The organism is Caulobacter vibrioides OR37, assembly GCF_000372645.1.
Taxonomy (GTDB): Bacteria; Pseudomonadota; Alphaproteobacteria; order Caulobacterales; family Caulobacteraceae; genus Caulobacter; species Caulobacter vibrioides_E.
This window is the reverse complement of the sequence record NZ_APMP01000013.1, coordinates 34,865-60,389: the sequence shown is the minus strand read 5'-3', so window position 1 is coordinate 60,389 and position 25,525 is coordinate 34,865. Positions and strand designations below refer to the sequence as shown.

Here is a 25,525-nt window from a genome sequence, read left to right as displayed (position 1 = left end):
GGTTTCTCCGCTGAAGCTCACGCGGCAGCTTATGCCGCGCGCTCCCCAGGAAACCGTCGAGTTGGGCGGGTCCGGCGAGAGAAACCGCCGCGCTTGCCCCTAACGCAGGACTTTCGTCGCCAGCAGGATCGACGAGGTCGTCCGCTCGATGCCCTCGATCTCGCCGATGCGGTCGATCAGCGTGTTGAGCTCGCCGACCGTCTCGGCCTCGACCACGGCGATCAGGTCGTACTCGCCGCTGATCGCGTGCAGCGCCGAAAGCTCCGAGATCGCCGCCAACGACTCCTCGATGGCCTTGGCGTGCTTCAGCTGGGCCTTGATCATCACCTGGGCGCGGATCAGCCGTCGATCATAGGGGTCGCCGAGCCGCACGGTGTAGCCGCCGATCACCCCGTCCTCCTCCAGGCGGCTGAGGCGGGCATAGACGTTGGCGCGCGACAGGCCCAGGTCGCCGGCCAGCTTGGTCACCGGCTGGCGGGAATCCTCGCGCAGCATGGCCAGCAGGCGGCGGTCCAAGTCGTCCAGTCCCCGGTCATCCGATTTCGTCACGCCGTCAGCCCCCCTGCTTGGCGCTTCAAATCAACGCGGTGAAGGCTCGTCGGCATAGATCGCCGTGCGCGGCGTCGGCGCCGCCGAGGAGATCGCGCCGCGATACATGCCCAGGTCGTTCATGCCGAACGCCGCCCGGCCCTGGCCGTCGATGGCGATCAATCCGCCGTCGCCGCCGATCTTGGTGATCGAGGCCATGGTCCCGTCGGCGGCCTGCTGGATGGTCTCGCCCTTCCAGGCCACGCGGTCGCAGACCTGGCGCGCCGCGGTTTCGCGGATGAAGTACTCGCCCGAGCCGGTGGCCGACACCGCGCAGTCCCCGTCGCGGGCATAGGTCCCCGCGCCGATGATCGGGCTGTCGCCGATACGGCCCCAGCGCTTGCCGGTCATGCCGCCGGTCGAGGTGGCGGCGGCGACGTGGCCCTTCTGGTCGAGGGCCACCGCGCCGACCGTGCCGAAGAGGTGGGTGGGATCAAGCATGGCGTGCTGATCCTTGCGCCAGGCCAGCAGCTGTTTCCAGCGATCCTCGGTATAGAAATACTCTGGCGGCGCCTGTTCCAGACCCATTTCCTTGGAGAACTGGTCGGCGCCCTCGCGCGCCAGCATCACGTGGGGCGACTTCTCCATCACCGCGCGAGCCAGGCTGATCGGATTGCGTGTGCGCGTGACGCCGGCGACGGCCCCGGCCTTCAGGGTCGCGCCGTCCATGATCGCCGCGTCTAGTTCGTTGCGGCCCTCGGCCGTGAACACCGCGCCCTTGCCGGCGTTGAACAGCGGATTGTCCTCCAGCACGCGCACGGCGGCCTCGACGGCGTCCAGGCTGGAGCCGCCGGCCTTCAGGATCTTGGCGCCGGCTTCCAGGGCGGCGTTCAGTCCGGCGCGATAGGCCTTGTCCTTCTCGGGGGTCAGTTCCCCGCGCTCGAGCACGCCCGCGCCGCCATGCACGGCCAGCGACCATTTCGGCGCGGCGTCGCCGTCCGCCGGCGATGAAAGGGCCGGAGAGGCCAGGGCCAGGCCGCAAAGGGTCAGAAGGGCGAGGCGGCGAGCGGTGTTGAGCGTCATCTTGATCTCGGTCTGGAGCGCGCGGGCGTTATCGGTCACTGCGGATCAGGGTTCCCTTGTCCACGCGCGCGGTGATCGTGAAGTCGGGCTTGGTGACCTGGAAGGTCTTGAAGTCCAGCGTGCTGTCGGGACCCAGCCCGACGATGGGGAAGGACGCGTAGGTCAAGGGCTGTCCGGCGATGATCGTGGCCGGCGCCTTCAGCGGCCGCACCAGCCAGGCGTGGCCCGGCCCGTAGTAACGGCCCACGCCCTGACCGTCGATCAGCACGGCCCCGGCCTCGTCGACGCCCAGGCCCGTGATGGAGGGGTCGTTCTCCTCCTGGATCAGGCGTCCGACGAAGGTCACCAGCCGGCCCTGGCGATCGCGCTTGTCGAAGTGGGTGTCGGTGATGACCTTGGACAGATAGGGCAGGTGCAGGAAGTCGCGCACCAGGGTCACGCTGGGCCCGGTGGGGTTCTTCAGGGCGTCCGGCGAGGTCAGGCTGATCGAGTCCAGGCAGCCATAGACGTAGCCGCCCAGCACCGCCAGGCCGGCGCTGGTGCCGCCGATCGGCTTGCCGGCCTTGACGTGGGCGTCCAGCGCCTTGTTCAGCGCCGAGCCCTTCCAGGCCCGCACATAGTTGCTCTGGTCGCCGCCGCCGAAGAAGATTCCGTCGGCGTGGGCGATGATCGCCAGCAGCTTGGGATCGTTACCGGCGTCCTCGTCGTGGATCACCAGGGTCTCGACCGAGGCCGCGCCGCCGACGTCGTTGTAGATCTCGTCCTGCAGCTCGCGACCGCCCCGGGCGCGCAGCACGACGATATGGCCGCCGCCCGACTGCTTGACGAACTGCCGGAAGGCTGCGACCGGCCAGTCGCCGCCGCCGAACAGGCCCAGCAGCGGGCCCGTCTTGCCGGGCGTCGGCGCGTTCACGTCGCCGATCCGATAATATTCGTAGCCCGGGCCGACCGCGTCGGGTCCCGCCGGAATCGCCGCGCTCGCGGCGCCCGCGCCCAGCAGCAAGGCGGCCATGGCCGCCGCCGTTCCCCATCGAGCCATTCGGTTTCCTCCGTTCGCCCCCAGCCTAGTCACCGGACGGGCTTTCGCGAGCGGTGACAACGCGTTCCACCGTCGAAAACAGCAAGCCGCCCGACCTTGCCGGCTTTATGACCAAATTGCTGCACGATGTGCGCAATATGTCCATAAGTTTTGACAAAATGACTTTTCCGACTTCCAATCTGAGAAAGTCGCGATCCAAATGGGGCCAATTCCCATGCGGCGCCGGGGCTCGAGCGCCCCGGGGCTGGACCGACGACGCAACAAAAAAGGGGGACAGGATGAAGACGCATCTTCTTCGCGCCAGCGCGCTGGCCGGCATGGCCGGCTTCATGATCATCGGCCAGGCCAACGCTCAGACGACGACGTCCAGCAACGGCGACGCGGTCGAGGCGCTGGTGATCACCGGCTCCCGCATCCCCCGCATCGCGACCGAGGGCCCCGCGCCCGTGACGGTGATCACCAGCGACAGCATCAAGGCCGCCGGCTTCAACAGCGTGCCGGACGTCATGCGCTCCCTGACCCAGAACGGCGGCGAGACCCAGACCCAGCAATCGTCCAGCGGCATGGACTGGACCCCCGGCGCCCAGCAGGTCGACCTACGCGGCCTGGGCCCCAACCACACGCTGGTGCTGGTCAACGGCCGCCGCATCGCCGACTTCCCCCTGCCCTACAACGGCAAGAGCGCGTTCACCGACACCTCGTCGATCCCGCTGGGCATGATCGACCGGATCGAGGTGCTGAGCGGCAGCGCCTCGGCGGTCTACGGCTCGGACGCCATCTCGGGCGTGGTCAACTTCAACCTGAAGAAAAAGGTCGACGGCACGACCGTCGACGTGACCTTCGGCGACTATGAGCACGGCGGCGGCGCCAGCAAGCGGGTCAATGTCTCGACCGGCTATTCGAAGGGCGACTTCAGCCTCGCGATCGGCGGCGAGTTCGTCGACCAGCACCCGATGTGGGCCTACGACCGCGCCATCCAGGACAGCACCAAGGACAGCCCCAGCCGCCGCACCGCGATCGCGCGGCGCGACTTCCTGCGGATCGATCCGTCCGAGGACGTCTATGTCGATCCCGGCGCGAACACCTGCAAGGCGCTGTCGAGGCTCAACAACGGCTCGATCGAGTACGCCAGCCGGCCGGGCTGGGGTCCCGACGGCGATCCGGGCTTCTATTGCGGCAGCTACAGCTCGATCGGCTACGGCACCATCGTCAGCGAGCGCAAGAGCGCCAATGTCGTCGCCTCGCTCAACTACGCGCCGCGCGACACCCTGTCCTTCTTCGCCGACATCTCGGCCGGCTATAGCCGCACCCGGCAGTTCCAGGACGTGCTGAACTGGGAATATCAGGACGCCAAGGGCAGCGAGGACGGCATCTTCTACAACCAGTTCAGCGGCGGGCTGGACGAGTGGCACCGCAACTTCACGCCCGAGGAAATGGGCGGGCTGAACAACGGCTTCATCAAGAACGTCTCGCGCACCTTCAGCATCACCCCGGGCGTCAAGGGCGCGCTGGGCGGCGGCTGGAACTACGAGGCCTTCTACAATTTCAGCCAGTACCGCTCGTCGATCAGCTGGCCCAAGGTGGTCGCCGCCAAGGCCAACGCCTTCTTCCTGGGTCCGCAGCTCGGCGTGGATCCCGACACCGGCTACGCGATCTTCAACGCCGATCCGGCGCGTCTCTACAAACCGCTGACCACGGCCGAGTACGACTCGATCACCGCGCGCACGACCTATGAGCCCGTCGCGCGCCAGCAGGGCGTGTCGTTCCAGATCAACCAGGCCGAACTGTTCCGCCTGCCGGCAGGTCCGGTCGGCTTCGCGGCCGTCGCCGAGTACGGCCACCAGTCCTACAAGCTGGGCCTCGATCCGCTGGCCACCGTGAACTACTACTATCACCTGCGCGACGCCGACGGGTCGGGCGCCCGCGACCACTGGGGCGCCGGCTACGAATTCCGCGCCCCGCTGCTGAGCACGGTCGAGCTGTCCACCGCCGGCCGCTATGACAGCTACAAGTACGACAGCAACACGATCGACAAGTTCACCTACAACGGCGGCGTCGAGTGGCGGCCGATGAAGACCCTGCTGCTGCGCGCCGCCTACGGCACCGGCTTCCGCGCCCCCGACCTGCACTATGTCTTCGCCAAGGAGGGCATCAGCCACCCCTCGGGCACCGACTATTATCGCTGCCGCGTCGAGCAGCCCGGCCAGGACATCGGCGACTGCAGCTACGCCGACGAGGGCCTGGTCAAGGTGCGCCTGGGCAATCTCGACCTGAAGCCCGAGACCTCCAAGTCGTTCAACTACGGCGCGGTCTGGTCGCCGGTGCGCAATTTCGACATCTCGGTCGACTACTTCCGGGTCCAGCTGGACAACGCCGTGCTGGACATGAGCCTGGACAGCGTCCTGCGCCAGGAAGCCGACTGCCGGATCGGCCAGACCTCGGCGGGCACGCCGGTCAGCGTCGGCTCGCCGACCTGCGTCGACGCCCTGGCCCGCGTGAAGCGCAACCCGCTGACCGCCGCCATCAATCCGGGCGCGATCAGCAGCGTGGCCATCAACCCGATCAACGTCGCCACCGAGCGCACGACGGGCATCGACGTCGCGGCGCACTATCGCTTGCCGACCAGCGCGCTGGGCGTCTTCGACTTCAGCCTGGCCCACACCTGGGTGCACAATCACACCAGCCGCCAGTATCCGGGCGACCCGATCAAGAACGAGTTGGCCTTCGACAGCGGCTACGACATTCCGCGCACCAAGAGCAGCGCCTCGATCAACTGGCGTCTCAACGCCCTCAGCGTCGGCCTGCACGGCCAGCGCCTGAGCCGGATCCCGAACTACAACAACGACGGCTGGACCAAGGCGACCTACATGGTCAACGGCACGGTGCAGTATGACCTCACCGATCGCACCCGCCTGAGCCTGGCGGTCGACAACCTGTTCGACCAGAAGCCGCCGCGCGACCCGACCTATTCGGGCTATCCGTACTATGACACCTCGTGGTTCTCGGCGACCGGGCGCAGCTATTACCTGCAGCTGACCCACAAGTTCGGCGGCGCCAGCGGCCTTTGATGGCGCGGTCCGGAGCGGTCGCGCCGGCGGCCGCTCCATCCCTTCGCGCGGGAGTGTCCATGACGCCGAAGCTCTTCCTGGCCGCCTGCCTGGCGCTGTCGATGTCGCCGGCGCGGGCCGATCCCCGCCCGGCCCCGCCCACGCCGCCGATCCCGGAGGCGCGGGCGGTCGACTATCCCGGCGTCATCGACCTGAAGGTCGATGTCAGCGACACGACGCGCAAGGTGTTCCGGGTCACGGAGACCCTACCCGTCACGCCGGGTCCCCTGGTGCTGTCCCTGCCCAAATGGATCCCGGGCGAGCATTCGCCCAGCGCCCAGATCGTGCTGATGAGCGGCTTCACGATCACGACCGACACCGGCCAGCGCCTCGAATGGCGGCGCGATCCGGTCGAGATGACCGCCTTTCACGTCGACGTGCCGGACGGCGTCCGCGCCCTGACCGTTCGACTGGAACAGCCCACGGCCCAGCCCGGCGGTCCGGTGCGGATCGCGGTGACGCCGAACCTGGTGCTGCTGAAATGGACCGCCGTCGCCCTCTATCCGGCCGGCCACGCGGTCGGCCGCATCCGCGTCAGGCCCACCCTGACCATTCCAGAGGGCTGGCGCCTGGCCACCGCCCTGGACGGCGCCGAGACGACCGGCGCGACCACGCGCTTCGCCGTCACCAGCTTCGAATCCCTGATGGATTCCCCGGTCTATGCCGGGCGCTACAAGGCCGAGTTCGATCTCGACCCCGGCTCGCCCCGGCCCGTTCGCCTCAGCGTGTTCGCGGACGCGCCCAAGGACCTGAAGGCGACGCCGGCCCAGATCGACACGCACCGCCGCCTGGTCCAGCAGGCCGACAAGCTGTTCGGCGGCGCGCGCAACTTCGATCACTACGACTTCCTGCTCAGCCTCAATCCCACGGCTGGCTATCTGGGCGCCGAGCACCAGAGGTCCAGCGAGAACGGCTACAACTCCGGCGGATACTTCACGGCCTGGGACACGGCGTTCAACGGCCGCGACATCCTGGCCCACGAATATGTCCACGCCTGGAACGGCAAGCACCGGCGTCCGGCCGACCTCTGGACGCCCGACTACACCACGCCGATGCGCGACAGCCTGCTCTGGGTCTATGAGGGCCTGACCGAGTACTATGGCGACACGCTGGCCACGCGGTCGGGACTGTTCTCGCCCGACCAGATGCGCCAGCGCCTGGCCCTGATCGCGGCCAACGCCCAGGCGACGCCGGGCCGCTGCTGGCGCGCGCTGCGCGACACCACCAACGCCTACATCATCAATTCGGTGGGCGGCACGGGGTCGACCAGCTGGCTGCGGGCGCTGGACTATTACGAGGAAGGCCAGCTGGTCTGGCTGGACGTCGACACCCTGATCCGCGCGCGCACCGAGGGCGCCAAGTCGCTGGACGACTTCGCCCGCGCCTTCCTGGGCGTGGACGACGGCGACATGACCGTCTCGACCTACCAGTTCGAGGACGTGGTCGCGGCCCTGAACGCGGTGACACCCTACGACTGGGCGAGCTTCCTGAACGCGCGCCTCGACGCCCACGACCACGCGCCGATGGACGGCCTGACCCGTTCGGGCTGGACCGTGGCCTTCGAGACCCGCCCGTCGGCCTATATCCGCGCCACCGAAAGGGACGCCAAGTCGAGCCTGCTGACCTTCTCGCTGGGCGGGGAGATCGGCTGGGACGGCGCGGTCAAGGAGGTCCTGTGGGACGGGCCGCTGTTCCAGGCGGGCGTCATCGCCGGGACCCACATCGTCAAGGTCGGCGGCAAGCCCTATGCCCCCGAGACCCTGAAAGCGGCGATCACCGCCGCCGCCAGGCCCGGCGCGCCGCCGATCGTCCTGACCGTCAAGGCCGACGACAAGGCGCGGATCGTGCGGATCGCCTATCACGGCGGCCTGAAATATCCGCGCCTGAAGCGCCTGACGGACCAACCGGACCGACTGACCCAGATCCTGTCGCCGCGCTAGAGCCAGCGCGTTCGAGCGGTTTAGCCGCTCACACTTAAGCCTGACGCGCTCTGGAGCCCGCGCGGCTCCCGACAAGCGAACGGACGCCGAAGCCGGCCCGGCCCCGGCGCGCGCCCACGCGCGCTTTTCGACACGGGTTCGCGGCCTCGCTGTCAACAAAGCATCATAATCTGTAATTATAGAACTCTCGTTGTCATAACTAATATCAATTTTTAGCCGGAAGCCGACGCTTCCGGCCCTGCCTCCGCTCGTCCTTCTTCTCACCAGATAGGAACCGCTTCATGCCGCCCTATTTCCCGGGCAAAGCGCAGCGATGCGCCGCCCCTTCGCTCGCCGTGCTGACGCTGCTGGCCAGCGCCTGCACGCCCGCCCTCGCCTGGGCCGCCGACGCCCCTGACGATCAGGTCGACAAGGTCGTCGTTCTCGGCGCGAAGGCCGGCCGCGACAAGCCCAACGACGTCAGCCAGACGACCACCATCTCGGCCGCCGAGATGCTGGCCATTCCCAACACCAACGTCGTCGACGTCCTGGCCCGCACGCCGGGCATCTCCGTCAGCGCCACCGAGGGCCTGTCGCCGTCGGAAGGCAACCACGGCGGGATCGACGGCGCCGGGCGGGGCACGAGCAACTTCGTGTCGATCCGCGGGCTGTCGGGGTCGTACAACGTCAACCTGCTGAACGGCGCCAACGCCGCCCAGGGGATGCCCTACAGCCGCAACATCTCGCTGGGCCTGCTGCCGCCGATCGGCCTCAAGCAGATCGCCGTGTCGAAGACCTCGACCGCCGACATGGACGGCGACGCGGTGGGCGGCACGCTGGACTTCCAGACGCCGGTCGCCCGCGATTTCGGCAAGCGCTACAATCGGGTCTATCTGCAGGGCGGCTACTCGCCGCTGGCCCATGATTATCACGCGCCGGCCGGATCCTATCTGGGCCAGGCGGAATTCGCCCGCCAGTTCGGCCCCGGCGACGCGTTCGGCGTCTACGCCACGGCCTATTACGGCAAGCGCCGCTTCGCCTCGACCATGCTCGACTTCCAAGGCGGGCAATGGGGCTACGCGGTGTCGGTCGGCAAGCAGGGAACCAATCCGGACGGCTTCAGCCGCCAGGACAATCTGATCCTCAAGAGCGTCAACGCCCAGTTCAGCCGCGGCGAGGAGCTGCGCTATGGCGGGGCGCTGTCGCTGGACTGGCAGGGCGAGAACGCCAGCCTGTGGCTCAAGGCGACCCACGCCCGCTCGGACATCACCCAGCAGATCTATCAGAAGGGCATTCAGGCCGGGAACTATCCGGCCCCCGTGCTGCGCCCGGACGGGCTGTACCAGAACGGCGAGAGCGACGGCGAATATCACTACTGGTTCGAGACCGCGCCGTCGAACGCGCGGCTTTCCTCGGTCCAGCTGGGCGGCGAGACGCGGCTTGGCCGTCTGAAGCTCAGCGGCTCGGGCTTCTACAGCTATGGCCTCAGCGCCGCCCCGGACCACGCCGAGATCACCTTCCTGGCCAGCGCGGCCAACGACCTGAACGGTCCGTTCCAGGTGACCTATCGCGACCGCTACCCGATCCCGCTGCTCAGCGCGGCCCAGCTGGCGCGGCTGAACGACAACAGCCTGTTCGCCTATCAGGTCGGCAGCGGCGAATACACCGCCGCCACCTCATCGGCGAAGGTCTATGGCGGCAAGTTCGACGCCGCCTACGCGCTCGACGGCCTGTTCAAGGAAGTGGCGGCCGGCGCGAAGTTCACGCGCAGCGACCGCGACAGCGACAATGTCGACTACTCCAACATCGACTTCGCGCCGCTGAACGCGACCCTGGCCACCAGCAGCCTGTTCAACGGCCAGGTGATCGCCGACAAGGACCGCTACCCCTACACCCTGCCGACCGGCGACGCGGCGGAGCTGACGCGGCTGGCGGCCAACGCCGCCGCGGCGGTCACCCTGTCGCCGGACTCGCGCTACAAGAACGTGCTGGCCGGCAATGAAAGCGTCGCCGCCGCCTATGCGCTGACACGGATGCGGTGGGGCGCGCTGGAGATCCAGCCGGGCGTTCGCTACGAGGACACGGTCATCCACAACCGCTTCTGGTCGAAGGCCAATAGCGCCGGCCAAGTCTCGGGCTTCCAGACCAACCGCAGCGCCTATCACATGCTCCTGCCGTCGCTGCACGCGGTGCTGCGGAGCGACGACGCCGGCGTCTTCCGCGCGGCCATCTGGCGGAGCTATTCGCGTCCGGCCTTCTTCCAGCTGGGCGGCGGGCGCACGGTCAAGCGCAATACCGACGGCACCTTCTCGGTCACCGAGGGCAACCCCAACCTCCGGCCGATGACCTCGACCAACTACGACGTGTCGTGGGAGCGGACCCAACCGGTCTATCGCGTCGCGGTCGCGGCCTTCTACAAGGACATGAACGACTACATGTACGATCGCGGCACGGACTATCGCAGCACGCCGGCGATCGTCACCAACGACACGACGGTCAGCAAGCCCGTCAACGGCGGCCGCGCCCACGTCTATGGCCTGGAGCTGGACGGCGAGTACCGCTTCCGCGACATGCCGGGCGCGCTGTCGGCCCTGGGCGTGGCCGGCAACGTGACGCTGCAGCGCTCGCAAGCGCGGCTGCTGGACCCGACCACCGACCCGACCCAGCCGATGGCGGGCACGCCCCGGACTCTCTACAACGCCGCGATCTTCTTCAATCCGAACAAGTTCGAGGCGCGCCTTTCCTATCACTTCAACGGGCGCGTGCTCAGCAAGTACAAGTTCGGGACCACCGGCGGCGCGCTGATGAGCGAATGGACGCAATCGACCCGTTCGCTGGACGCCTCGTTCGCCTATCTGCCGACCCCGTCGGTCCGTCTGGCGGCGACGGTCAGCAACCTGCTCGACAACTATAGCTTCTACCGCACCGTCGGCCGGGACGCCGAAACCGTGCCGCAGATCGTCCGCGCCGGCCGCCAGGCGGCGCTGTCTCTGTCGGTGACATTCTAGCGAAAACCTCGAATACAGCCTGGGGGCGTGGGTGTTGCCGCGCCCCCAGAACCGACTAAAAGAGCCCATCATCAATTTTGGTTATGAGCTCGCGATGACCGGCGACGACCCTCGTTCCGAACGCGCTTCCCGTCGTCGCGAGGGCAGCGGTTTGTCGATCGGCGCGCTGCGCGCCTTCGTCGGCGTGGTCGATCACGGCTCCTTCTCGCGCGCGGCCGCGGCGATGGGCGTGTCGCAGCCCAATATCTCCAACCAGATCAACGCGCTGGAACAGGCGTGCGGAGCGCGCCTGCTGAACCGCCGGTCTCACGACCAGAGCCTGACCGATGTCGGCCGCGAGCTTTACACCCGCGCGCGCCTGGTCATCAGCCGGATGAACGACTTCGAGGCCACCGCCCGGCTGTTCGGCGGCATCAAGCGCGGCCGCCTGGTGATCGGCTTCTCCACGCCGCCGTTCACGATGCCGCTGATCGCCGAATATCGCCGCACCTATCCCGACATCGAAATCGGCACGCGGCTGGGCAACACCCAGTCCCTGATCCGCGACGTGATCGAATGTCGGGTCGACGTGGCGATGGTCTCGATGCTGGAGCCCGACAACAGCCTGGCCTGCCATCTGCTGCGCGAACAGGGGCTCAACCTGGTCGTTCCCGCCGATCACCCCTTCGCCCAGCGCGAGGCGATCGACGTCAAGGAGCTGGCCGGACTGTCGCTGATCCTGCGCGAGGAGGGCTCGGTCACCCGCGCGCTGACCGAACAGGCGCTGGCCTGGGTCGGCGCAACGCCGACCACCGCCCTCGTGCTCGAGAGCCGCGAAGCGGTCAAGGAAGCCGCCGCGTGCGGGATCGGCTTCGCCTGCATTCTCGAGGGCGAAACCGGCAGCGACAGACGCCTCAAGGCCCTGCCGATCCGCGGCTTCCGGCGCACGGCCGGCGTCTATCTCGTCTCGCTGCGCGAAAGCGCCGAGATTCCCGCTCTGGGCGCGTTTCTGGGGCTTGCTGGCGGCGGCGGCGAAATATAAACATCCAAAATCAAAACCTGATTTGGATTTGTATAAATTATGACGTCGTCGCCTTCGGAAGCGCTGCGAGAGGAAATTCGCGGCCTGTATCTCGGCCTGGGCGAACGCGCCTACGGACTTTATGAGATGACCCAGCTGGCCCACGCCCTGCAGTCGGCCGCCCACGCCGAAGCCCAGGGCCTGTCGTCGGCGATGGTCATGGCCTGCCTGCTGCATGACGTCGGCCACATGGTGCACGATCTGGGCGAGGCGCCCGCCGAGGCGGGCATCGACGACCGGCATGAGGAGTTGGGCGCCGACTGGGTGGCCGAGCGCTTCCCCGAGACCGTCGCCGCGCCGATCCGCCTGCACGTCGCGGCCAAGCGTTACCTCTGCTCGGCCGCGCCTGGCTATCTGTCGACGCTGTCGCGGGACTCGCTGCTGTCGCTGGTGCTGCAGGGGGGCCTGATGTCGGCCGACGAACAGGCGGCCTTCCTGGCCCAGCCCCACGCCGAGGCGGCGGTCGCCCTTCGCCGGATCGACGAGCTGGCCAAGGACAAGCACGCGCGCCCCGACCCCATCGAGGCCTTCCTGGACCGCCACCTGACCTCGGCCCTGACCCAGGCGGCCTGACCCAGGCGCCGGACCCTCGGCGTCATCATGACATCATATTCTTTAGTTATACGGAATGTGATTTCATAATCTAACGCAATTCAACGTCGCGGGCGCGTCGCCGCCAAGCCTGGCGCGCGCCCGCGACCGCGACCGCGGACCGAGCAGGGACACCGACATGCCATCGCCAATCTCGCGGATGCTCAGCCGGGCGGGCCCGGCCTGGGTGGCCGCCTATGCGTTGCTGACCAGCTTCACCACCTATTTCTGCATGTACGCGTTCCGCAAGCCGTTCGCGGTGGCGAGCTACGCGGCGACGCCCGGCTGGCATTCAGCGCTGGACTTCAAGGTGACGATCGTCGTCGCCCAGGTGATCGGCTACGCGCTGTCGAAGGCGATCGGCATCAAGATGATCAGCGAGGCCCGACCCCAGGATCGCGCCTGGATGATCCTCGGCTTCATCGGCGCCTCCGAGGTCTCGCTGGTGCTGTTCGCGATCCTGCCCGCCCCGCTGAAGGTGGTGGCGATCTTCTTCAGCGCCCTGCCGCTGGGCATGATCTGGGGCCTGGTGTTCGGCTATGTCGAGGGGCGCCGCAGCTCCGAATGGCTCGGCACCGGCCTCTGCCTCAGCTTCATCGTCTCGTCGGGCGTCGTGAAGTCGGCCGGCCGCTCGCTGATCGACAACTGGGGCGTTCCCGAGTTCTGGATGCCGGCGGCGACCGGCGCGCTGTTCCTGCCGCTGCTGGTGCTGTCGGTCTGGCTGCTGTCCCAGACGCCGCCGCCGGACGCCCGCGACCGGGCCGAGCGGATGCCGCGCGGGCCGATGCCCAAGGCCGAGCGGCGCGCCTTCTGGGCCCGCGCCGGCATCGGCCTGGCCCTGCTGATCGTCGCCTATGTGGCCCTGACCGCGCTGCGGGATTTCCGCGACAACTTCGCCGTCGAGCTGTGGCATGGCCTGGGCTACGACGGCAATCCGGCGCTGTTCACCCTGTCGGAGCTGCCGATCGCGGCCTTCATCCTGGCGCTGTTCGGCGCGACCGCCTGGATCCGCCGCAACAGCACGGCGGTGATCGCCTATCTCTGCATGATCCTGGCCGGCGCGGCCCTGATCGCCGCCGCCACCCTGGCCCTGCAGCTCCACTGGATCGGCGCGATGACCTGGATGATCGGCGTCGGCGCAGGCGTCTATATGGGCTACATCCCCTTCAACGCCGTGCTGGCCGACCGGCTGACCGCCGCGATGGGCATTCCCGGCAACGCCGCCTTCTTCATGTATCTGACCGACGCCTCGGGCTATGGCGGCAGCGTCGCGCTGCTGCTGGTCAAGAGCCTGGGCGTCAAGCTGAGCTGGCTGAGCTTCTTCCTCGGCGCCTGCTACCTGGTCGCCCTGGTCGTCGGCGTCGCCACCCTGCTGGCCCTGCTCCACTTCCATTTCAACACGTTCCGCCGCGTCGCCCAGCCGCCGCGCGCGGCCGCCCCCGCCCTGATCTGAACCCGCCCTAACCCGGGAGAGCGATGACCATGTCGTTTGATCGCCGCGCCTTTCTGAAGACAGCCGCCGGGGGGCTCGGCGTCGCCGCGCTCGCCACGCTGAACCGCGCGCTCGCCACCCCGGCGCACCACCGCACCGGCACGATCCGCGACGTCGAACACGTGGTGATCCTCACCCAGGAGAACCGCGCGTTCGACCACTATTTCGGCACGCTGCCCGGCGTGCGCGGCTTTGGCGATCCCCGGCCGCTGCGGCTGCTGAACGGCCAGACCGTCTGGCGCCAGCCCAGCGACCAGCACCCCGACGGCTTCGTCCAGCCGTTCCACGCCGACTCCCGCACCGCCAACGCCTATGTCGTCGACGGCGCCGACCAGCATCACACCGCCGCCACCCTGCTGGTGAACGGCGGGCGCTACGACCATTGGGGCGAGTCCAAGCAGATGGACCGGCGCATGGCCTACTACACGGCCGCCGACCTGCCCTTCTATCACGCCCTGGCGTCCAGCTTCACGGTGCTGGACGCCTATCACTGCTCGACCCTGACCCAGACCTATCCGAACCGGATGCACATGATGACCGGCTGCAACGGCGGCGGCGCGGTGGGCGGCGATCCGGTGATGACCAACTACGGCCACGACGAGACCCCGTGGGCCGACATGGCGGCCGACCAGCCGATCACGCCCTACGCCTGGACGACCTATCCCGAGCGGCTGGAAAAGGCCGGCGTCAGCTGGAAGGTCTATCAGGAATACGACAACTACTGCGACAACATCCTCTCGGTGTTCGCCCCCTACCGGCCCTGCCCCAGGGACTCGAACCTCTATCGTCGCGGCCGCGCCTGGGTGTCCGAGGGCCGGCCCGAGCCCGATCGCAGCCGCTCGGACGGGACGCAGCTGGTCGAGGCGTTCCGGCGCGACATCGCCAGCGGCCAGCTGCCCCAGGTGTCCTGGATCGTCACCGCCCAGGCGCTGTCCGAACATCCCGAGGGCGTGCCGGCCGCGGGCGAGCACCTGACCGCCCGGCTGATCGCGGCCCTGGTCGAGCACCCCGAGGTGTTCTCCAAGACCGTGTTCATGATCAACTATGACGAGGCCGGCGGCTTCTACGACCACATGCCCCCGCCGATGCCGCCCGCCGACGCCAGCCGCGGCCACAGCGGGGTCAGCGTCGCGGGGGAGTTCAAGGACTATTCGAACCACCCCCACCCGATGGTGCGCGGCGTCCAGCCGATCGGCATGGGCATTCGGGTGCCGGCGATCATCGTCTCGCCCTGGACGCGCGGCGGCTATGTCTGCTCGCAGCTGTTCGACCACACCTCGACGCTGATGTTCCTGGAAAAGCGCTTCGGCGTGCGCGAGCCGAACATCTCGCCCTGGCGGCGCGCGGTCGCGGGCGATCTGACCGCCTGTTTCGACTTCAAGACTCCCAACGCCGAGACGCACAGCCTGGGCCTGCCCGACACCGCCGACTATCTCGACCGGATCGCCCACGCGGCGCGCCAGCCGACCCTGCGGATCCCGGCCACGCAGGTCGCCGCCGTTCAGGATCCGGCCCGCCGCCTGGCGCGAGCCCTGCCCTATCGCCTCGCCGTCGACGGCGGCGTCGTCGACGGCCGCTTCCGGGTCACCTTGGTCAACCAGGGCGAGGTCGGGGCGGTGTTCACCCTCCACGACTACGCCGCCTACGCGCCGGCCGCCCCGCGCCACTACACGCTGACGCCTGGCGAGCGGCACGTCGCCGACCTGTTCGCCATGGAAGACGTGCGCGACTACGACCTCGTCGTGCACGGCCCCAACGGCTTCTATCGCCGGTTCCGGGGCCACCGCGAGCGGGCCGGCGGGCTGACCGCGGCGGTCTCCGAGACCGGGACCGGCGGCCTGGCCGTTCAGCTTCGCAATGACGGCGCCAAGCCCCTGAGCGTGACCCTGACCGGCGAGCCGGCCTATCCCTTCGCGTTCGTCGAAGGCGCCGAGACGGCGGCCCTGCCGCCCGGCGGCGAGGCAAGGCTGGTCCTGGACCCGTCCGCCAGCGATCACTGGTACGCCTTCCGCCTGACCCACGACGCCGACAAACGCTGGAGCGCGCAATTCGCCGGTCACGTCGAAACCGGCCGGGTCAGCCGCACCGACCCGGGCATCGGCAAGATGGTGCTGAACGCCTAGAGCCTTATCCGCTCGAATGGAATCATTCGAGCGGAAAATAAGTCTCTAAATCAAACATTTAGAGCGTGATAACCGCCGAAACCGCTCACACTTTCGGCTATCACGCTCTAAAGGCCGCCTGAATTCAGAAATTTAGAGCGCCAGCGGCTCGCCGCTCGCGCTTGAGTTTCGCGCGCGCCTCCTGGTCCGGGGCCGCCCCCCCCTGACGCCGCGCCCCAGGACGCGGCGCCCTTTCACAACCTCCTGGCGTCAACAAGCCGTCATACTTTTTTCGTATAGATCAAATTGTCTCATTCGCATTTTTTATGATCGCGGTTCGTAAAGGGGGCTTCACGAACAGCGCATCGCGGACGGGATACGGCCTCGCACAGCTCAAGCCTGAACGCCCTCTCACAGGGGTGTCGGGTCGTTTTTTGCCCGACGGTGACCCACCGCCGGGAGGTGAAGGCGCGCGCCCTTGGGGGGCGGGCGTCGGGACAGATCAACGGAGTCACCATGTTCAACCCGCCATCGCGCCTCAAGCTCGCGGCCCTGACCGGCGCCAGCGTCCTCGCGCTCGCCTTCGCGCCGGCCGTCCATGCCCAAACGGGCGATCAGCAAGCCCAGAACGCCCCGGCCAAGCCCGCCGCCGACGCCGTCAGCGAGCTGGTCATCACCGGCCAGCGCCTGTCGACCGCCAACTCGATCGACGAGCAGAAGAAGGCGACCGGCGTCGTCAACGTCATCTCCGCCGACGACCTGGGCAAGCTGCCCGACGCCAACGTCGCCGACGCCCTGGCCCGCATTCCCGGCGTCAATGTCGTGGTCAACCAGGAAACCGGCGAGGGCGAGTACGTCTCCATTCGCGGCCTGGCCAGCACCTACAACGCCTATTCGATCAACGGCACCCGCGTGGCGCTGACCGACTCCAGCTCGCGCAAGATGTCGATGACGGTTCTGCCGCCCAACGGCCTGAAGGCGATCGCGGTCTACAAGACCCTGACGCCGGACCTGGACGGCGACGCGATCGGCGGCGCGGTCAACTTCGTCACCCCGACCGCCTTCGACTTCCGCAAGCCGACCCTGCGCGTCTTCGCCTCCTACGGCCTCAATGACCGCGCCCAGAAGGACAACGAGCCGGCCGGCAGCGGCCAGATCCAGATCGACGTCGCCCGCAAGTTCGCCGACGACCGCCTGGGCCTGTTCGGCTCGGTCTATTACGGCAAGAGCCACTACACCAACGAAGAGACCGAGAACGACGGCGAGTGGGAGCCCTACCACTGGCGCAAGAACTCGACCGAGGCCATCGACAGCCGCTCGATGTACCTGCCCGGCATCGACCTCGACTTCCGCCGCGGCGAACAGAAGCGCTATGGCGGCAACTTCTCGATCGACTATCACGTCGATCATCACGAGTTCTATGTTCGCGGCCAGTACGCCAAGCTGAACCGCAAGGGCGTCAACGACTATACCGACGAGCGCAGCCGCACAACCGCGCGCCTGACCCAGGTCAATCTGGACGACACGACCCTGCTTCAGCCCGAGCAGATGATCATCGGCAAGGACCCGGTGAAGGGCAACATCTACGGCTACACCGTGGCCCAGATCGTCGACGCGGACAAAGACGGCCTCATCACCGACGCCGACCGCAAGTCGAGCAAGTCGTACTGGTCGCTATTTGGCCGTTCGGGCGTCTGGAACCCCAAGGCCTTCCAGTTCGCCCGCACCTTCGAAACCCAGGACCAGGACTCGTCGCTCTACACGATCAACGCGGGCGGCCACAGCCGCTTCGAGCGCCTGACCCTCGACTACGACCTCAGCTATTCCTACGGCGAGAAGGGCACGCCGCTCTATTACGGCATCGGCTACAACTGTGACAAATGCTCGACCGATCCGATGTTCACCTCGACCGGCATCCTGTGGTCGTCGGCCGATCCGCGCTTCCCTCAGGCGCAGCTTCCGGCCTACGCCGCCAATGTCGACCATCGCGACGACCTGCTGCCGTTCGACGGCGCGTCGATGAACAAGAACAAGCAGTCCGACGCCCGCACCGCGTTGAAGGTAGACGCCCGCTACGAGCTGAACGGCCTGATCGACTACGTGAAGGGCGGCTTCAAGTATCTGAAGTCGGAGCGCGAATATGACTCCACGCCGATCTGGGAAGGCGACCTGTCCGGCACCGCGCTGAACGGAAAGTCGCTGGCGGCGTCTGGCCTGGTCGAGCGTCAGGTCAGCGGCCTGTTCACCGACCGCTACTACTACGGCTCGATCATGAGCCGGGACCGGGTGATCGCCGCGCTGGACGCCGCGCGCGCCGCCCATCCGGTGTCGTATTCGACCGCGGACCTGAACAGCGACGACAAGAAGGGCTCGGAAACCATCTATGCCGGTTACGCCCTGGCCCATGTCCGGTCGGGGGCTCTGGAAGTCATCGGCGGCGCCCGCGTCGAACACACCAAGGTCGAGACCACCACCTGGATCAACGACGGTACGACGTCCGGCTTCGGCAAGACCAACCGCGACTACACCAACGTCCTGCCCAGCGTCACCGCCGTCTATCGTCAGGGCCTGAAACTCGTCTATCGCGGCGCGATCTGGACCAGCTTCTCGCGGCCGGAATACGCCAACATCTCGCGCGGCGAGAGCGTGACCCGCGATCCGGCGACCAAGGAGATCATCGCCATCAGCCGCGGCAATCCGGACCTCAAGCCCGGCGAGTCGCTGAACTTCGACCTGTCGGCCGAATATTATCCGGACCGTTCCAGCCTGGTGTCCGTCGGCGTCTTCCATAAGAAGATCAAGCACTTCATCTTCACCAACGGCCGCTCGGTGAACGCCGACACCAAGAACGGCACGATCACCATCACCCAGCCGCAAAACGGCGAGAAGGCGACCCTGACCGGGGTGGAGCTGAACCTGATCAAGTCGTTCGAGGGGCTGGGCGCGCCGTTCGACGGCTTCGGCGTCGAGGCCAACGTCACCGCCCAGACCTCGTCGGCCGAGACCGGCCTGGACTATCGTCGCGGCCACCCGATCTCGTTCATCCAGGCGCCGGACCTGATCTACAACACCTCGCTGACCTATCAGAAGTACGGCATCGAGGCCAAGCTGAGCTACCAGTATCAAGGGGCCTACATCGAAGACACGCGCGACAACGCGGTCGACAAGTGGGTTCAGCCCAACAAGTCGCTGGATCTGCACACCCGCTACAACATCCGTCGCGGCCTGACCGTCGACTTCGACGTGCAGAACATCCTGGATGGGCACCGCTACTACACGACCAAGGGCAAGAACCCGTCCTATCAGAAAGACTACATGGAGCCGGGCCGCAACTTCATCCTGCGCGTGGCCTACGCTTACTGACTTCGACCTGACGTGGACCGCGTTCGGGCGGCGACTTCCGCCCGAACACGCCCCGGAGCTTCCCCTCAACTCGCCCTTCCGGCCCGCGCCGGAAGGGCTTTTCTTTGAGCCGAGCCTTCGCTCAGGCCGGCGTCTTCCCGCGCGGCAGGAAGCGGCAGATGGCCGGCAGGACGAACAGGGTCAGGGCCGTGGCGGTGATCAGTCCGCCGATGACGACCGTGGCCAGCGGACGCTGGACCTCCGCCCCGGCGCCGGTGGCCAGGGCCATGGGCGCGAAGCCGAGAGAGGCGACCAGGCCGGTCATCATCACGGGCCGCAGACGCTCCACGGCCCCCTCGATGATCGCCGTCTCCAGCGTCATGCCGGCCGACAGTCGCCGCCGGATGGCGGTCATCATGACCAGGCCGTTCAGCACCGCCACGCCCGACAGCGCGATGAAGCCGACGGCGGCCGACACCGAGAACGGAAGGCCTCTCAGGGCCAGGCCGAACACGCCGCCGGCCAGGGCCAGCGGGATCGCCGAGAACACCGCCGCGGCCGGCGCGGCGCCGCCCAGGGCCATGAACAACAGCCCGAAGATCAGCAGGAAACAGAGCGGCGCGACGAGCGCCAGGCGCGCCTGGGCGGCCTTCAGGTTCTCGAACTGCCCGCCCCAGACCAGCCAGGAGCCGGGCGGCAGCTTGACCCGCGCCTCGACCTCGCGCCGGGCCTCGTCGACAAAGCCGCCCAGATCGGCGCCCCGGACGTTGGCCTGCACGACCACGCGTCGCTTGCCGTTCTCGCGGCCGACCTGATTGAGGCCCTCCGAATACGAGAACTTGGCCAGGTCGCGCAGCGGGATCGCGGCGCGCGTTCCGCCCCCGCCGGGCGGGATGACCGGCAGGGCGCCGACCGCGTCGAGATCGTTTCGGCTGGCGTCCGGCAGGCGCACCACGATGTCGAACCGGCGGTCGCCCTGGAAGACGAGCCCGGCCTGGCGACCGCCCATGGCCACGGCCAGGGTGTCGGCGACCGCCTCGACCGTCAGGCCGTGGCGGCCGATCGCCTCGCGATCCAGCTGGACGTCCAGGGTCGGGAAGCCCGAGGTCTGCTCGACCTTGACGTCCGCCGCCCCCTTGACCCCGCGCAGCACCGCGGCGATCTCCTCGGCGGACTTGGCCATGGCGTCCAGGTCGTCGCCATGGACCTTGACGGCGACATCGCCCCGGACGCCGGCGATCAGCTCGTTGAAGCGCATCTGGATCGGCTGGCTGAACTCGTAGGCGTTGCCGGTAAGACCTTCCAGCTTGGCCTCGATGCGGCCGATCAGTTGGGCCTTGGTCTCGAGCTTGTCGGGCCAGTCCTTCCGAGGCTTGAGGATGACGAAGGCGTCCGAGGCGTTGGGCGGCATCGGATCGCTGGCCACCTCGGAAGCGCCGGTCTTGGAATAGACGAAGGCCACCTCCGGAAAGCCCGCGATCACCCGCTCGATGCGCCGCTGCATCCGCAGCGACTGCTCCAGCGAGGTCGACGGAATGCGCAGGGCCTGGATGGCCAGGTCCTTCTCGTCGAGTTGCGGCGTGAATTCCCGACCCAGCAGGGCGAAGGTCGCCACGGCGGCGACGAAGACCCCCACCGAGCCCAGGATCACCGGCAGCGGACGGGCCACGACCTTGCGCAACAGGGGCTCGTAGCGGGCCTTGGCCCAGCGGACCGGCGCGACCTCCTTCTCGGCGACCCGCCCCCGGATCAGCAGCGCGATCATGGCGGGAATGAAGGTCAGCGACAGCGCGAAGGCGCTGGCCAGGGCCAGCATCACCGTGATCGCCATCGGCGAGAAGGTCTTGCCCTCGACGCCGGTGAAGGTCAGCAGCGGCGCGTACACTAAGAGGATGATCGCCTGGCCATAGACGGTCGGCGCGATCATCTCGCGGGCCGCCTCCCGGGTTTCCGAAAGCCGCTCGGGCAGGGTCAGAAGGCGGCCTTCGTGGCCCTGGCGCTCGGCCAGGCGACGCAGGGCGTTCTCGACGATGATCACCGCGCCGTCGACGATCAGGCCGAAGTCCAGGGCCCCCAGGCTCATCAGATTGCCCGAGACGCCCAGCCTGTTCATGCCGATGGCCGTCATCAGCATGGAGAGCGGGATGACCAGCGCGGTGATCAAGGCGGCGCGGAAGTTCCCGAGCAGCAGGAACAGCACCACGACCACCAGCAGCGCGCCCTCGGTCAGGTTCTTCTCGACGGTCCTGATGGTCGCGCCGACCAGCTTCGAACGATCGTAGGTGATCTGGAGCTTGATCCCTGGCGGCAAGCGCTCGGCGATCCGCGTCAGCTGCTCCGCCGAGGCGACGGCGACGGCGCGGCTGTTCTCGCCGGTCCGCATCAGCGCCGTGCCGACCACCACCTCCTCGCCGTTCTCGGACGCCGCCCCGCCGCGCAGGCCGCCGCCGACCTTGACCACGGCCACGTCGCGCACGCGGACCGACACGCCCTCGCGCGCGGCGACGATGGCGTTGGCGATCTCGTCGACCGTTCGCACGCGGGCGTCGGCCCGGACCAGGAACGCCTCCCCGCCCCGTTCGACGAAGCCGGCGCCGACCGCCAGATTGGCCGCCTCGAGCCCCTTGGCCAGATCGCCGAACGACACGCCCAGGGACGCCATCCGGATCGGATCCGGCTGGACCACGAACTGCTTGTCGAAGCCGCCGATGGAGTCGACCCCGGCCACGCCCGGAACCGCGCGCATCCCCGGCCGCACGATCCAATCCTGCACCTCGCGCAGATAGGCCGCCTGGGCGGTGGGGTCGGCCAGTCGCTCGCCGGTCGTCGTCAGGTAGGCGCCGTCGGTTTGCCAGCCCGGCGCGCCGTCCTGGCGCTTGGCGCCCTTGCCGCCCGGATGCTCGAAGGCCACCGTCCACATCAGCACCTCGCCCAGTCCGGACGAGATCGGCCCCATGGCGGGCTCGACGCCGGCCGGCAGGCTTTGGCGCACCTGGGTCAGACGCTCGGCCACCTGCTGGCGCGCGAAATAGATGTCGGTCTTTTCCTTGAAGACGACGGTGACCTGCGAGAAGCCGTTGCGCGAGATCGAGCGCGTCGACTCTAGGCCCGGGACGCCGGCCATCGCCGTCTCCACCGGAAAGGTGACGAGCTTCTCCACCTCGGCGGGCGCCAGGGTCCCGGCGACGGTGTTGATCTGCACCTGCTTGTTGGTGATGTCGGGAACCGCGTCGATCGGCAGGCTCGCGAGGTTGTGGACGCCCAGGGCGGCGACCAGCGCGACCAGGGCGATGACGGCCCAGCGGAAGCGGACCGAAAGGTCGAGGACGCGGCCGATCATCGGACGCCCTCCCCGCCTGGGGTCCCGCGCGCGTTAGTCCTCATGACGGGCCTCCCCCTTGCCGAGTTCGGCCTTCAGCAGAAAGGCGCCCTTGCCGGCGATCCGTTCGCCGGCCCGCACACCCGAGACGATCTCCACCTGGCCGGCGCCGCGACGGCCGACCCGCACCGGGCGCGTCTCGAAGCCATTCCGAGTACGGACGAACACGACATCCGCGCCGTTGATCGACTGCACGGCCTCCTCGGGCGCGACGAAGCGGCCTCTCACCGCGACCGCGCCGTCCCGCGGCGTGATGCGCGCGCGCAAGGCCTGACCGGGCGCGAGGGCCGGCGCCGGGCCGTTCAGGACGAGGACCGCCGTGGCGGACCGGCTCTCGGCGTCCAGGCCCGGGGTCACGCCGCGCACCGAGGCCGTCACCGGTCCGTCGGCGGTCTCGACCACCGCCGGGTCGCCCGGCCTGACGCGTCGGGCGTCGGCGGCGGGCAAGGCCGCCTGGATCTCGACCCGGCCCGGATCGGCCACCCGGAAGAGCTCCGAGCCCGCCGTCACATAGGCGCCGAGCGTCGCGCTGGCGGCCGTGATCCGGCCCGAGATCGGGCTGGTGACGAGGAGGCCCCGGCCGTCGCCGCCGACCCCGGCCGCCGCGACCGCGCTGTTGGCGCGGCGCAGCTCCGCCTCGGCGATGGCGGCCTCGGCCCGCGCGGCCTCGAGATCCTGACGCGCGGTGATGCGCGCCTCGAACAGCGTGCGCTCGCGGGCCAGGGCTTGGCGGGCCGCCAGGGCCTTGGCGGCGGCGGCGGCGCGCTCGGCGCTGATGGCGGACGCGTCCCGGCTCTCGATCATGGCGACCGCCTCGCCGGCCGCGACCGGGTCGCCCAAGCGCTTGTTGATCCGCGTGATCGCGCCGTCCGCGCGGGCGGCCAGGATCGCCGCGCCGTGGGGCATGGCCACCACCGTGGCCTGGGCCGGAACGGCGGCGTCGAGACCGCCGTCGGCCAGGACCAGCACCTGGACGCCGTCGGCGGCGATCCGCTCGGGGGGCATGTCCACCCGAGGCTTCTCGTCGGCGTGATCGTCCTCGGGCTTGGCGGCGCTCGCTTGCCGGGCGGGCCCGGCGAACAGCGCCTTGCCGACGAGGGCGCCGCCCCCGGCCGCCAGGAGGCTGCTGGCCGCCACGGCCGTCAGCAGGGTCTTTCCGTCCATGGATATCATGATCAGCTTTCCTTATTGGGCGGCGGCGCGTTCGAGCGCGGCCAGCGCCTTGGCGCGCTCTAGGCGCGCGGCGATGAGATCGGTTCGGGCGGTCGTCAGGGCCGTCTGGGCGTCGAGCACGTCGAGCAGCGAGAACTTGCCCGCCTCGAATCCCCGGCGGGCCAGGTCCACGGCGGTCTCCGCCCCCGGCAGGATCCGCCCCCGCAGCGCCTCCACCCGGGCGTTGGCCGCGACCAGCGAGGCCTGGGCGTCGCGCAGCGTCCGGATCGACCGGGCCAGGGCCAGTCGCTCCCGGGCCTCGGCCGCCGCAGCGTCGGCCCGCGCCGCCGCGACCGCGCCTTGGTTGCGGTTGAAGACCGGAATCGGCGCGGAGACGCCGACGACGAGGGCGGCGTCGCCGTTCTGCTGGAACCGCCGCACGCCGGCCTGAACGGTGAGATCGGGGCGAGCCGCGGCCCGTTCGCGGTCGATCACCGCCTCGGCGGTCCGCCGTTCGGCCCGGGCGAGCCGCGCGTCCAGAGTCTCGGCCGGATCGACGCCCCGCGCCCCGACGGCCTCCGGCGCGGGCGTGTCGACGAGATCGACCGCGTCGGCCGCCTCGCCCCACAGCGTCGCCAAGGCCCGCCGCGCGGCCTCGGCTTCGGCCTCGGCGGCGACCACCGCGGCGGCGGCTTCCCGGCTGGCGGCCTCGGCCCGCAGGGCGCGCAGCGGCGGCTCCCGCCCGGCCTCGACCAGGACGGCCGCCGCCTTGGCCAGGCTTTCGGCGCGCTCGGCGGTCTCGCGGGCCAGCGACAGACGGTCCCGCGCGGCCAGCGCCTCGGCGTAGCGCGCGGCGACTTCCTGATCGAGATCGGCCTTGGCGATGGCGGCGCTCAGTCGGGCGGCCTCGACCTCGGCGACGGCGGCGGCCTGGCGCGCGCGCCGCTTGCCGCCCAGTTCGAGGCGCTGGCTGACCGACAGCGTGGTCTCGGCCGACTTGAAGTCGCGGTATTGACCCGCCCCCGCGAGGTTCTCGGACTGCAGGCCGGCTTCGGGATTGGGGGGCAGGCCGGCCTGGCGGGCGCGGCCTTCGGCGGCGGCCACGGCGGCCTGGGCCGCCGTCAGGAGCGGGGATCGCACCTGGGCGCGCGCCAGGGCGTCGGCCAGGGTAAGCGGCTCGGCCGGAGCGCGCGCGGGCGCGCCAAGACCGGCCATCGCCACGGCCGCGCAAAGCACGGCGGGGCGGACATGTCGGGAGAACATGGAAAGTCCCAGATGAGGTTGCTGACGAGGGGGATCGCGCGCGATGGCGCGGCGTCGTCAGGCTCTGGGCGGTTCGTTGGGCGCGTCGGGCGTGTTGGACGGCGGAACCCCGCCGGCTTCCGGCTTCAGGGTCGGCGGGAGGATGGTCTTGAACGCGAAGGCCGCGCCGACCGCCGGCGCGACGGGCGCGGCGTGGTGACAGTGGCCGTGCGCGCAGGCTTCGGCGCCCGCCTTGCCGGGATGGGCCTTGCCGGGATGGGCATTGTCGGCGTGGTCCGGACTCGCGACCGCCTCGTCGGCGCCGACTTGAGCGCTGGCGCCGGGCGCGTCCTCGGCGCCGCAGATCAGGGCGTCGACCGCCGGCGTGACGGTAAAGACCAGCAGCAGGAGCGCGCACAGCGCTCCCGACACCGTCTTCAGCCAGTTCCGCGTCGAAGCCATGGGCTGGCTATAGCCGGGA

15 protein-coding genes are annotated in these 25,525 nt (G+C 68.9%); 8 read left to right on the top strand and 7 right to left on the bottom strand.

Translation table 11 applies throughout. The features are described 5' to 3' along the window. Positions 1-99: 99 nt before the first annotated feature. The 3 genes from OR37_RS11605 to OR37_RS11595 are packed head-to-tail and all read right to left on the bottom strand — an operon-like array spanning position 100 to position 2,650. Positions 100-549, bottom strand: a complete 450-nt coding sequence (locus tag OR37_RS11605) for an Lrp/AsnC family transcriptional regulator (RefSeq protein WP_004619905.1) — start codon at positions 547-549, stop codon at positions 100-102. 30 nt (positions 550-579) lie between these two features. Continuing rightward, positions 580-1,650 carry an isoaspartyl peptidase/L-asparaginase family protein gene (locus OR37_RS11600; protein WP_004619903.1) on the bottom strand — a complete coding sequence of 357 codons (1,071 nt, stop codon included), beginning with the start codon at positions 1,648-1,650 and terminating at the stop codon, positions 580-582. Further along, positions 1,640-2,650 carry a cyanophycinase gene (locus OR37_RS11595; protein WP_004619902.1) on the bottom strand — a complete coding sequence of 337 codons (1,011 nt, stop codon included), beginning with the start codon at positions 2,648-2,650 and terminating at the stop codon, positions 1,640-1,642. Before OR37_RS11595 ends, OR37_RS11600 begins: the two co-directional genes overlap by 11 nt. A gap of 278 nt (positions 2,651-2,928) precedes the next feature. On the opposite strand from OR37_RS11595, the gene OR37_RS11590 reads away from it, so the two are divergent. The 8 genes from OR37_RS11590 (at position 2,929) to OR37_RS11555 (ending at position 19,292) form a co-directional block, all read left to right on the top strand. Beyond that, a complete protein-coding gene (locus OR37_RS11590) occupies positions 2,929-5,718 on the top strand; it encodes a TonB-dependent receptor plug domain-containing protein (protein WP_004619901.1) in 2,790 nt (929 codons plus the stop codon). Between the two features lie 59 nt (positions 5,719-5,777). Continuing rightward, positions 5,778-7,697: a M61 family metallopeptidase gene (locus OR37_RS11585; protein WP_004619900.1), complete on the top strand. Its 1,920-nt coding sequence runs from the start codon at positions 5,778-5,780 to the stop codon at positions 7,695-7,697. A gap of 281 nt (positions 7,698-7,978) precedes the next feature. After that, positions 7,979-10,684, top strand: a complete 2,706-nt coding sequence (locus OR37_RS11580) for a TonB-dependent receptor (RefSeq protein WP_004619899.1) — start codon at positions 7,979-7,981, stop codon at positions 10,682-10,684. 94 nt (positions 10,685-10,778) lie between these two features. Further along, complete coding sequence (locus tag OR37_RS11575; protein WP_004619898.1) at positions 10,779-11,705, top strand: LysR family transcriptional regulator; 927 nt, start codon at positions 10,779-10,781, stop codon at positions 11,703-11,705. Between the two features lie 39 nt (positions 11,706-11,744). Continuing rightward, a complete protein-coding gene (locus OR37_RS11570) occupies positions 11,745-12,317 on the top strand; it encodes an HD domain-containing protein (protein WP_004619896.1) in 573 nt (190 codons plus the stop codon). A gap of 157 nt (positions 12,318-12,474) precedes the next feature. Further along, complete coding sequence (locus OR37_RS11565) at positions 12,475-13,788, top strand: DUF5690 family protein (protein WP_004619895.1); 1,314 nt, start codon at positions 12,475-12,477, stop codon at positions 13,786-13,788. 29 nt (positions 13,789-13,817) lie between these two features. Further along, positions 13,818-15,950: a phosphocholine-specific phospholipase C gene (locus OR37_RS11560; RefSeq protein WP_004619894.1), complete on the top strand. Its 2,133-nt coding sequence runs from the start codon at positions 13,818-13,820 to the stop codon at positions 15,948-15,950. Between the two features lie 495 nt (positions 15,951-16,445). After that, positions 16,446-19,292 (top strand): TonB-dependent receptor, encoded by a 2,847-nt coding sequence (locus tag OR37_RS11555; RefSeq protein WP_004619893.1) that lies wholly within the window; start codon positions 16,446-16,448, stop codon positions 19,290-19,292. A gap of 121 nt (positions 19,293-19,413) precedes the next feature. Here OR37_RS11555 and OR37_RS11550 read toward each other — a convergent pair whose 3' ends face one another. The 4 genes from OR37_RS11550 to OR37_RS11535 are packed head-to-tail and all read right to left on the bottom strand — an operon-like array spanning position 19,414 to position 25,506. Then, complete coding sequence (locus OR37_RS11550; protein ID WP_004619892.1) at positions 19,414-22,611, bottom strand: efflux RND transporter permease subunit; 3,198 nt, start codon at positions 22,609-22,611, stop codon at positions 19,414-19,416. Positions 22,612-22,644: 33 nt separating this feature from the next. Next, positions 22,645-23,823, bottom strand: coding sequence for an efflux RND transporter periplasmic adaptor subunit (locus OR37_RS11545; RefSeq protein WP_004619891.1), 1,179 nt, complete (start codon positions 23,821-23,823; stop codon positions 22,645-22,647). A gap of 12 nt (positions 23,824-23,835) precedes the next feature. After that, entirely contained in the window at positions 23,836-25,065 is a 1,230-nt protein-coding gene (locus OR37_RS11540) for a TolC family protein (RefSeq protein ID WP_004619890.1), read from the bottom strand. A 57-nt stretch (positions 25,066-25,122) separates the two neighbouring features. Then, positions 25,123-25,506, bottom strand: a complete 384-nt coding sequence (locus OR37_RS11535) for a hypothetical protein (RefSeq protein WP_004619889.1) — start codon at positions 25,504-25,506, stop codon at positions 25,123-25,125. Positions 25,507-25,525 lie beyond the last annotated feature (19 nt).